This window comes from Actinomadura logoneensis (genome assembly GCF_003428695.1).
GTDB classification, from domain to species: Bacteria; Actinomycetota; Actinomycetes; order Streptosporangiales; family Streptosporangiaceae; genus Spirillospora; species Spirillospora logoneensis.
Genome location: NZ_QURH01000409.1, coordinates 1 through 775, shown reverse-complemented (window position 1 = coordinate 775; position 775 = coordinate 1). Strand labels below are relative to the sequence as shown.

General features: G+C 74.3%; 2 protein-coding genes. Both read right to left on the bottom strand.

Features of this window, described 5'->3' with window-relative positions; translation table 11 throughout:
• Nucleotides 1-185 (bottom strand): hypothetical protein (locus tag DZF91_RS41540; protein ID WP_207661894.1); only part of this gene is annotated, 185 nt, incomplete at its 3' end.
• A 33-nt stretch (nucleotides 186-218) separates the two neighbouring features.
• Nucleotides 219-775: CHAP domain-containing protein (locus DZF91_RS23000; protein ID WP_147341283.1), on the bottom strand; the 557-nt coding region annotated here is incomplete at its 5' end.

Genomic DNA, 775 nt, shown 5'->3' with positions numbered 1-775 from the left:
GTGACGGCCCCGAGCAGGCCGAGAGCCCGCCGCCGCGAGAGCCCTCCGGTGGGGAGGGACTCCGCGGCGACGGGCTCTGCGGCGGGTTCCCCGCGCCCACCTGCGGCGGTGGGCTCGGGGCGGTGCTCAGCGGTCCGCCCGGAAGCGGGCCCTGTCGCGGTCTCCGCGGCCCGCTCGTCGTCCATGCGGCGATCCTAGGGCGCGGCCGGGAGCGCGGGTCATCCGGCGTAGCCGGGGTACCCGTAGCCGACGATGGTGGAGGACGGACGGGTCTTGACCTCGACCGAGCCGCCGTCGGTGTTGCCCTCGACGGTCTTGACGGTGCCGTCGCCGTTGCCCTTGATCACCATGCCGACGTGCTGGATGGAGTCGAGGCTCTTGTCGCCGTTCCAGGCGAAGAACACGACCGCGCCCGGCTTCGGGGTGGTGCCCCAGCGGCCCTGGCTCTTGAACCACTTGGCGTGGGCCACGGTCCAGGCGTCGGAGCCGACCTGGTGGGAGAAGCCGGCCTGGGTGCCGACCCAGGAGACGAACATGTCGCACCACTCGGCGTCGGCGTACAGGCGGAGCGCGCCGCCGTCGCGGGCGAGGGTCTGCTTGGCGCGCTCGGTGCCCATGTACCACTGCTGGAACTTGGTCTTGCCGGCGCGGTCCTCGCTGATCCCGACCTGGGAGGTCGCGATCTTGATCGCCTGCTGGGCGGTGGGCTTGCGCGGCGCGGCGGCCTTGGGGGCCTGGCCGGCGGCCTGCGGCCGGGCGGCCCGGGCCGCGTGGC